Here is a 6,953-nt window from a genome sequence, read left to right as displayed (position 1 = left end):
CGAGGATGCTGGCGAAGAATGCCGACTGCAGCGCGTCGTCGTCGGCGATCCGGCCGAGGATGGTGGCGAGCACCGGATCCTTGCCGAGGGCGATGGTGTTGCGGTTACGCAGCGAGGCTGCGGCTTCCTCGATGGCGAAATGCGCGAGGATGTCGAGCAGATGCTGGCTGGGGGCGTCGTATCCGAGCGTCATGTGCTCCATCCGAACGCGCTCGAGGGCGACCGGATCGACAGCGCGGGTCAGCACCAGGAAGTTGCGCAACACGATCGACTGTCGGTTCTCCTCCGACGTCCATCGGCCGGTCCACTTCCACCAGGCTCCGAGACCGGTGAGGGCGTGAGCCAATTCACGGTGGTACGCGGGCAGGTTGTCGGCCACCAACACGCCGACCGTTGCGGACAGGATTTCGACATCACTGAGGTGCGACTGCTCCGGCGTCCAGTCCTCGCCGCCGAGGAACGCGAAGTTCTTGCCCTCGTCGAACGGCGCGAGATCGTGGGGATGCCAGTCGCTGGCTGCCTCGATGTGGCGTCGTAAATTCTCTTCGACCGCGGGCTCCAAACGGACCAGCAGATCACCGTCGGACAGGTTCGTAGACATGCGGTAACCGTAGCGCCTACGCCCGAGCGCCCGACGCCGTGCCCCTGACCATTGTGAATTCTCCTAACGCCAGGTCGTTGCGGGTCTATTCTCAGGTGCATCCAGTCATCGAAGTGAGGACTCCTCATGATGCGGTCGGGGCGAAATTTTCTGTGTCTTGCTGTCGTGTGCTCGATGGTCGTGCTGGTCGGGTGCTCGAACGACACACCCGCCGCCGAGAGTCCGCCGACATCGGAGCCCGCGCCGCCCAGCGACCTCTCCCCCGGTCAGGTCGCAGGCGTCGATGTTCCGACCGGCCGCGTCGACGAGGCGGTCGGCAAGCTCGACGGCATCGCCGAGGAGTTGATGGCGTCGTCGAACATTCCCGGTATGGCCATTGCCGTCGTGCACGGCTCGGACGTCGTCTACTCGAAGGGCTTCGGCGTTCGCGAGGTGGGTGAGAACGACCCCGTCGACGGCGACTCGGTGTTCCAGTTGGCCTCGCTGTCGAAATCGGTCGGTGCGACGGTCATCGCGTCCCAGGTGGGAGCGGGCGTGGTCGACTGGTCTACGCCGGTGGTCTCGCAGCTGCCGTGGTTCGCGCTCGACGATCCCTGGGTGACGGAGAACATCACGGTCGGAGACTTCTACGCCCACCGAAGCGGGCTTCCCGAGCATGCCGGTGATCTGCTCGAGGACCTCGGCTACGACCGGCGCCAGGTTCTCGAACGCCTCAGGGAGGTGCCCCTCGACCCGTTCCGGTCGACGTACCACTACACCAACTTCGGAATCACGGCCGCGGCCGAGGCCGTCGCTGCGGCGTCGGGCAAGGACTGGGACACCCTCAGCCAGGACACGATCTACGGCCCGCTCGGCATGACCTCGACCAGCTCGTCGTTCGCGGACTACATCGCGCGGGCCGACCGGGCCGTACCTCACGTTCTCGTCGACGGCGAGTATCAGGCGAAGTATCAGCGGGAACCCGATGCACAGACCCCGGCCGGTGGCGTCAGCTCCTCGGTGAACGATCTCGCGAAGTGGCTGACGATGCTCGTGGCCGACGGTACTCACGACGGACGAGAGATCGTAGATCCCGACGCCCTCCTGCCCGCCGTCAGTGCGCAGATCGTGTCGAGCCCGTCGGCGACGCCGGACTCACGCTCCGGCTACTACGGGTACGGATTCAACGTCTCCACCAGTGCGGCCGGCCGCACGACGGTGAGCCACTCGGGAGCGTTCGCGCTCGGGGCAGGCACCAACTTCCTGTGGATTCCGTCGCTCGACGTCGCCATCGTCGTACTGACCAACGCCGCGCCCCTCGGTATCGCCGAAACGGTGACCGCCGAGTTCGCAGACCTCGTTCAGTTCGGTGAGGTGCGGGAGGACTGGCGAACGCTGTACAAGAATGCGTTCGCCGGCATGAGCGAACCGGAAGGCGAGCTCGCGGGCAAGACCGCTCCCGCGAATCCCACAGCGCCACAACCTCTCGCGTCGTACACCGGGGTGTACCAGAACAGTTACTGGGGGCCGGCGACGGTGGCGGAGGTCAACGGTGAGCTGCTGTTGTCCCTCGGACCGAACTCGACGTCGTACGAGTTGTCGCCCTGGGACGGTGACACGTTCACGTTCGAGCCGACCGGCGAGAACGCGCCCGACGGAACCATTTCCCAAGCGACGTTCGACGCGAATACGCTGACGCTCGAGTTCTTCGACGGCGATGGATTGGGGCGGTTCACGAAATGACCGAGACACAGCAGGCAACCGAGACCGTGCTGGATCTGTTCGACGCGTTGCGAAGTCGAGACACCGATCGCGCGATGTCTCTGCTCGACAACCGCATCGTCTGGCACAACGTCGGGTTGCCCAAGGTGCGCGGCCGCGCGAACGTGGGCAAGTTCATGGCGATGCTGGCCAGACCTGCGTTCGGCTTCGACGTGATCGTGCACAACATCGCGGCCGACGGGAATGTCGTGCTCACCGAGCGCACCGACGTCCTGATCTGGCGGCGACTCCGAATCGAGTTCTCGGTGTGCGGAACCTTCGAGCTGCGCGACGGCAGAATAGCCGTGTGGCGGGACTACTTCGACACAGTCGACTTCCTGAAAGGCGTTGTGCGAGGCATCTTCCGGGTCGTCGTGGGCCGGTGACCCAGGTGAGCGAAACCTCGTAGTGGGCTACGAGGCAGGAGTGGAGCCTGCGGAACGACCCGCAGGCTCCACGCTCACGAGGGGGGTCAGGCTCCCGACGGGCCGAACTCTTCGAGCATTTCCGTCACCAGTGCAGCGATCGGTGAACGCTCGCTGCGGGTGAGGGTGATGTGCGCGAAAAGTGGGTGTCCCTTGAGCTTTTCGATCACTGCGGCAACGCCGTCGTGACGTCCGACGCGGAGGTTGTCTCGCTGAGCGACGTCGTGGGTGAGTACGACGCGTGAGCCCGAACCCAGCCGGGACAGAACCGTCAGCAGCACGTTGCGCTCGAGTGACTGTGCCTCGTCGACGATGACGAAGGAGTCGTGCAGCGATCGACCACGAATGTGCGTCAGCGGCAACACTTCCAGCATTCCGCGGGCGATGACCTCCTCCATCACCTCCGGGCTCGCGAGCCCTTCGAGGGTGTCGAATACCGCCTGACCCCAGGGGCCCATCTTCTCGCTCTCGCTACCGGGGAGGTAGCCGAGCTCCTGGCCGCCGACGGCGTAGAGAGGCCGGAAGACAACGACTTTCCGATGCGAGCGACGTTCGAGAACGGCCTCGAGTCCGGCGGTCAGCGCCAGAGCGGACTTACCGGTGCCTGCCTTTCCGCCGAGCGAGACGATGCCGATGCTCTCGTCGAGCAGAAGATCCAGCGCCACGCGCTGTTCCGCCGAACGACCGTGCAGACCGAACGCCTCACGCTCACCGCGTACGAGTTGGATCTGCTTGTCCGGCGTGACGCGCCCCAGCGCACTCTGCCGTCCGGCAAGCAGTCGAACTCCGGTGTGGCACGGCAGGTCTCGCGCCTCCGCCAGGTCGATGACACCGTCGTTGAACAGCGTGTCGACCGCATCGGACGGTACGTCGAGCTCGGTCATGCCGGTCCAACCGGAGGGAACGACGTCGTGAGCGTGGTATTCGTCGGCGGGGAGACCGACAGCACCGGCCTTGACGCGCAACGGAATGTCTTTGCTGACCAACACCACGTCCTTGCCCTCGGCCGCCAGATTCAGGGCGCAGGCGAGGATACGAGAATCGTTGGAGTCGGTGCGGAATCCGACGGGAAGAACCGAAGGATCGGTGTGATTGAGCTCGACTTGCAGTGTGCCACCGGAGGTTCCGATGGGAACCGGCTGGTCGAGTCGACCGAATTCTACGCGCAGGTCGTCGAGCATGCGCAAGGATTCCCGCGCGAACCATCCCAGTTCGTGATGGTGGCGTTTGCCCTCCAACTCGCTGATGACGATCAGCGGGAGTACCACATTGTGCTCGGCGAATCGGATGACTGCCCAGGGGTCCGACAGCAGGACCGAGGTGTCGAGCACGAATGTCCGAAGAGGGGCGGAAACGGAGCGTGAAGTGGTCACGTGGGGCTCCTACGTCTGCGCGGCACCGCGCAAACTCTGTCGCTCGGCCGGTCGGGTCCGATGTGTAAGGTGACACGAGGACCGGGTACCGGCCCTCTCGCGCTCACTAGCTCAGTCACGTATCAGAACCTCCCGCACAGGTAGCTTCCCCGCTGCCTGTTACTGCCGACGGTACCGCCGAAATCGGGTATCGGCTCGCTGGAAGTCTGGCGTGTCGGTGAACAACGCGTTACGTCGACATCGCCCCAGGTCGCCGGCCGACCGGTGCCGAAAGTGCCCTCCCCCGGGGTGAATCAATGCGACTTCGTTGCACTCGGATCGACTGAAAGCCACATTGATCCACCGAGGTTGGGTGAATGGACCACTGCATACGTCTGGGCGGTGCAACGGTCCATTCACGCAGATCAGCGTCGGCGTGGATGGACCACTGCAGACGTCTGAGCACTGCAATGGTCCATTGACGCAAACAAGGGTGCACGCGGGCGAGGGCGCACGCGGACCGGGTGGGCGAATCTACAGAAGAGCCCAGCGTCAGCCGAGCAGTCCCCAGTCTTCGAGGCCCTCGTAGAGTGGCTTGCTCTGTGCCAACTTCACGACGCGCTCCTTGAGGGAATCGCTGGCTTCACCGGTGGCCAGGGCGGTGGCGATGATGTCTGCGACCTCGGTGAACTCGGCTTCGCCGAATCCGCGAGTTGCCAGTGCGCCGGTGCCGATGCGCAGACCGGAGGTGACCATCGGCGGGCGCGGGTCGAAGGGCACTGCGTTGCGGTTGACGGTGATGCCGACCTCGTGCAGGAGATCCTCGGCCTGCTGGCCGTCCATTTCCGAGTTGCGCAGGTCCACCAGTGCGAGGTGCACGTCGGTGCCGCCGGTGAGGACCGATACACCCTTGTCTGCGACGTCGGCACCGGTGAGACGCTCGGCGAGCAGCGATGCACCGAGGAGGGTGCGCTCCTGGCGTTCCTTGAACTCGGGCGTCGCAGCGATCTTGAACGCAACGGCCTTGGCGGCGATGGCATGCATCAGCGGGCCGCCCTGCTGGCCGGGGAACACTGCGGAGTTGAGCTTCTTGGCCCATTCCTTCTTGGCCAGGATGATGCCGGAGCGGGGTCCGCCGAGGGTCTTGTGCACGGTGGAGGAGACGACGTCCGCGTACGGCACGGGTGAGGGGTGCACGCCTGCGGCGACGAGTCCGGCGAAGTGCGCCATGTCGACCCAGAGCAGTGCGCCCACTTCGTCGGCGATGGAGCGGAACGCGGCGAAGTCCTGGTGGCGCGGGTAGGCCGACCAGCCGGCGATGAGCACCTGAGGCTTGGCGGCGATGGCCTGCTTGCGCACCTCGTCCATGTCGATCCGGTGGTCTTCCTTCGACACCCCGTAGGACTCGACCTCGTAGAGCTTGCCCGAGAAGTTGAGCTTCATGCCGTGGGTGAGGTGGCCGCCGTGCGCGAGGTCGAGGCCCATGATCTTGTCGCCCGGGTTGATCAGTGCCATCAGGACCGCGGCGTTGGCCTGCGCTCCGGCGTGCGGCTGCACGTTCGCGAACTCGGCACCGAAGAGTTCCTTGGCGCGGTTGCGCGCGAGATCCTCGACGATGTCGACGTGCTCGCAGCCGCCGTAGTAACGGCGGCCGGGGTAGCCCTCGGCGTACTTGTTGGTCAGGACGCTGCCCTGGGCCTGCAGCACCGCGCGGGGAACGAAGTTCTCCGAGGCGATCATCTCCAGCGTGTCGCGCTGACGCCCCAGCTCACCGGCCATCGCTTCGGCGACCTCGGGATCGAGTTCGGCCAGTGACAGGTTGTTGACGTCAGTCATAACAGGAGTCTCCAAGGGACAGCAGAATAAAGGGGGCCAGGCCAGTTTACGAGACGCGCAGTGCACCGGGTGTCAGTGGCTCGTCGAGCAGCCTGCCGAACAGTTGCGCGCGCTCACTGGCCGTCTCACCTCGGTCCAGCCAGCCGGCGAGCAGCTTGTAACCCTCGACGTAGGTGCTGATGTACGCCCGCCAGAGCGGGGAGGACAGAAACCGCAGGCTGTGCCGGGCGCGCTGCGGCGATGCCAACGACCATCGCTCCAGGTAGGCGGCCACGTCGTCCTCGCTCTTGTGCTGATCGTGCAGCAGCAACGCGGCGTCCTGCCGCACCCCCAACAGCCGGCTCGACGCGGCCGCGAGACGCTCGGCCTTCTCGCCGTCGAATCGCAGCCCCAGATCGGCGTAGATCTCCTGAGCCCACAGGCCCCAGCCTTCGCCGACGACGGCACCGAGCGCGTGATCGGCCAACCCCTCGGCCATCAGGCACTGCGGGGTGTTCACCACGAACAGTGTCTGCTCGAGTTGGCCCGCACCGACCAGTCCGGTCTCCTTGCGACAGTGTTCGGTGTGGTGACCCGGGTAGGACTCGTGCGCGATCAGGTGCGGCAGATTGGCCATCTGCTGCTCGATGTCGGAGTTGATGGCGACGGTGGACTGGAAATCGCCGAGGTAGTAGTTGAATCCGGACCACGGCTTGTCGCCGACGACCTCGTAGGTGACCTTCTCGGTGTCGGGCAGCGTGTATTCGCCGCGGACGCGGTCGCGCAGCGCGGACGAGAACGCCTCGACGCAGTCATGCAGTCGGTCGGCCGGAATGACGTCGGCACGGCGATGCGCGATCAACCGTTCGCCGAGCGACCCGGGACCGGCGAGAACCTCGTCCATCTTGCGGTGTGCCTGCAGGTACTGGTCCTGATCACCGGCGGAGATTCGGACGTCGAAGTAGGCGTGGACCTCGTCGACGAAGCCGATGTCCTCGCCTGCGAACTTGCGCGCCGAGC

General features: G+C 65.3%; 6 protein-coding genes. 2 read left to right on the top strand and 4 right to left on the bottom strand.

Going from position 1 to position 6,953, the window contains the following annotated elements; all coding sequences use genetic code 11:
• A partial coding sequence (locus CH256_RS09055; RefSeq protein ID WP_094669396.1) for an acyl-ACP desaturase occupies positions 1–601 on the bottom strand: 601 nt, incomplete at its 3' end.
• A 129-nt stretch (positions 602–730) separates the two neighbouring features.
• Here CH256_RS09055 and CH256_RS09050 point away from each other — a divergent pair.
• Both CH256_RS09050 and CH256_RS09045 read left to right on the top strand, forming a co-directional pair.
• Positions 731–2,323 (top strand): serine hydrolase, encoded by a 1,593-nt coding sequence (locus CH256_RS09050; protein ID WP_094641524.1) that lies wholly within the window; start codon positions 731–733, stop codon positions 2,321–2,323.
• Positions 2,320–2,727 (top strand): limonene-1,2-epoxide hydrolase family protein, encoded by a 408-nt coding sequence (locus CH256_RS09045; protein WP_179272048.1) that lies wholly within the window; start codon positions 2,320–2,322, stop codon positions 2,725–2,727. The genes CH256_RS09050 and CH256_RS09045 overlap by 4 nt, the downstream gene beginning before the upstream one ends.
• A gap of 86 nt (positions 2,728–2,813) precedes the next feature.
• Here CH256_RS09045 and CH256_RS09040 read toward each other — a convergent pair whose 3' ends face one another.
• The 3 genes from CH256_RS09040 to CH256_RS09030 all read right to left on the bottom strand — a co-directional run.
• Positions 2,814–4,139, bottom strand: a complete 1,326-nt coding sequence (locus CH256_RS09040; RefSeq protein ID WP_170945933.1) for a PhoH family protein — start codon at positions 4,137–4,139, stop codon at positions 2,814–2,816.
• 531 nt (positions 4,140–4,670) lie between these two features.
• Positions 4,671–5,954 (bottom strand): serine hydroxymethyltransferase, encoded by a 1,284-nt coding sequence (glyA, locus tag CH256_RS09035; RefSeq protein WP_094669395.1) that lies wholly within the window; start codon positions 5,952–5,954, stop codon positions 4,671–4,673.
• A gap of 46 nt (positions 5,955–6,000) precedes the next feature.
• On the bottom strand, positions 6,001–6,953 hold a 953-nt coding region (locus CH256_RS09030), incomplete at its 5' end, for a DUF885 domain-containing protein (protein ID WP_094669394.1).

Origin of the sequence: Rhodococcus sp. 05-2254-6 (assembly GCF_002258565.1) — a bacterium.
Classification (GTDB): domain Bacteria; phylum Actinomycetota; class Actinomycetes; order Mycobacteriales; family Mycobacteriaceae; genus Rhodococcoides.
Note: the sequence above shows the minus strand (reverse complement) of the source record. Positions and strands in the feature narration are given on the sequence as shown.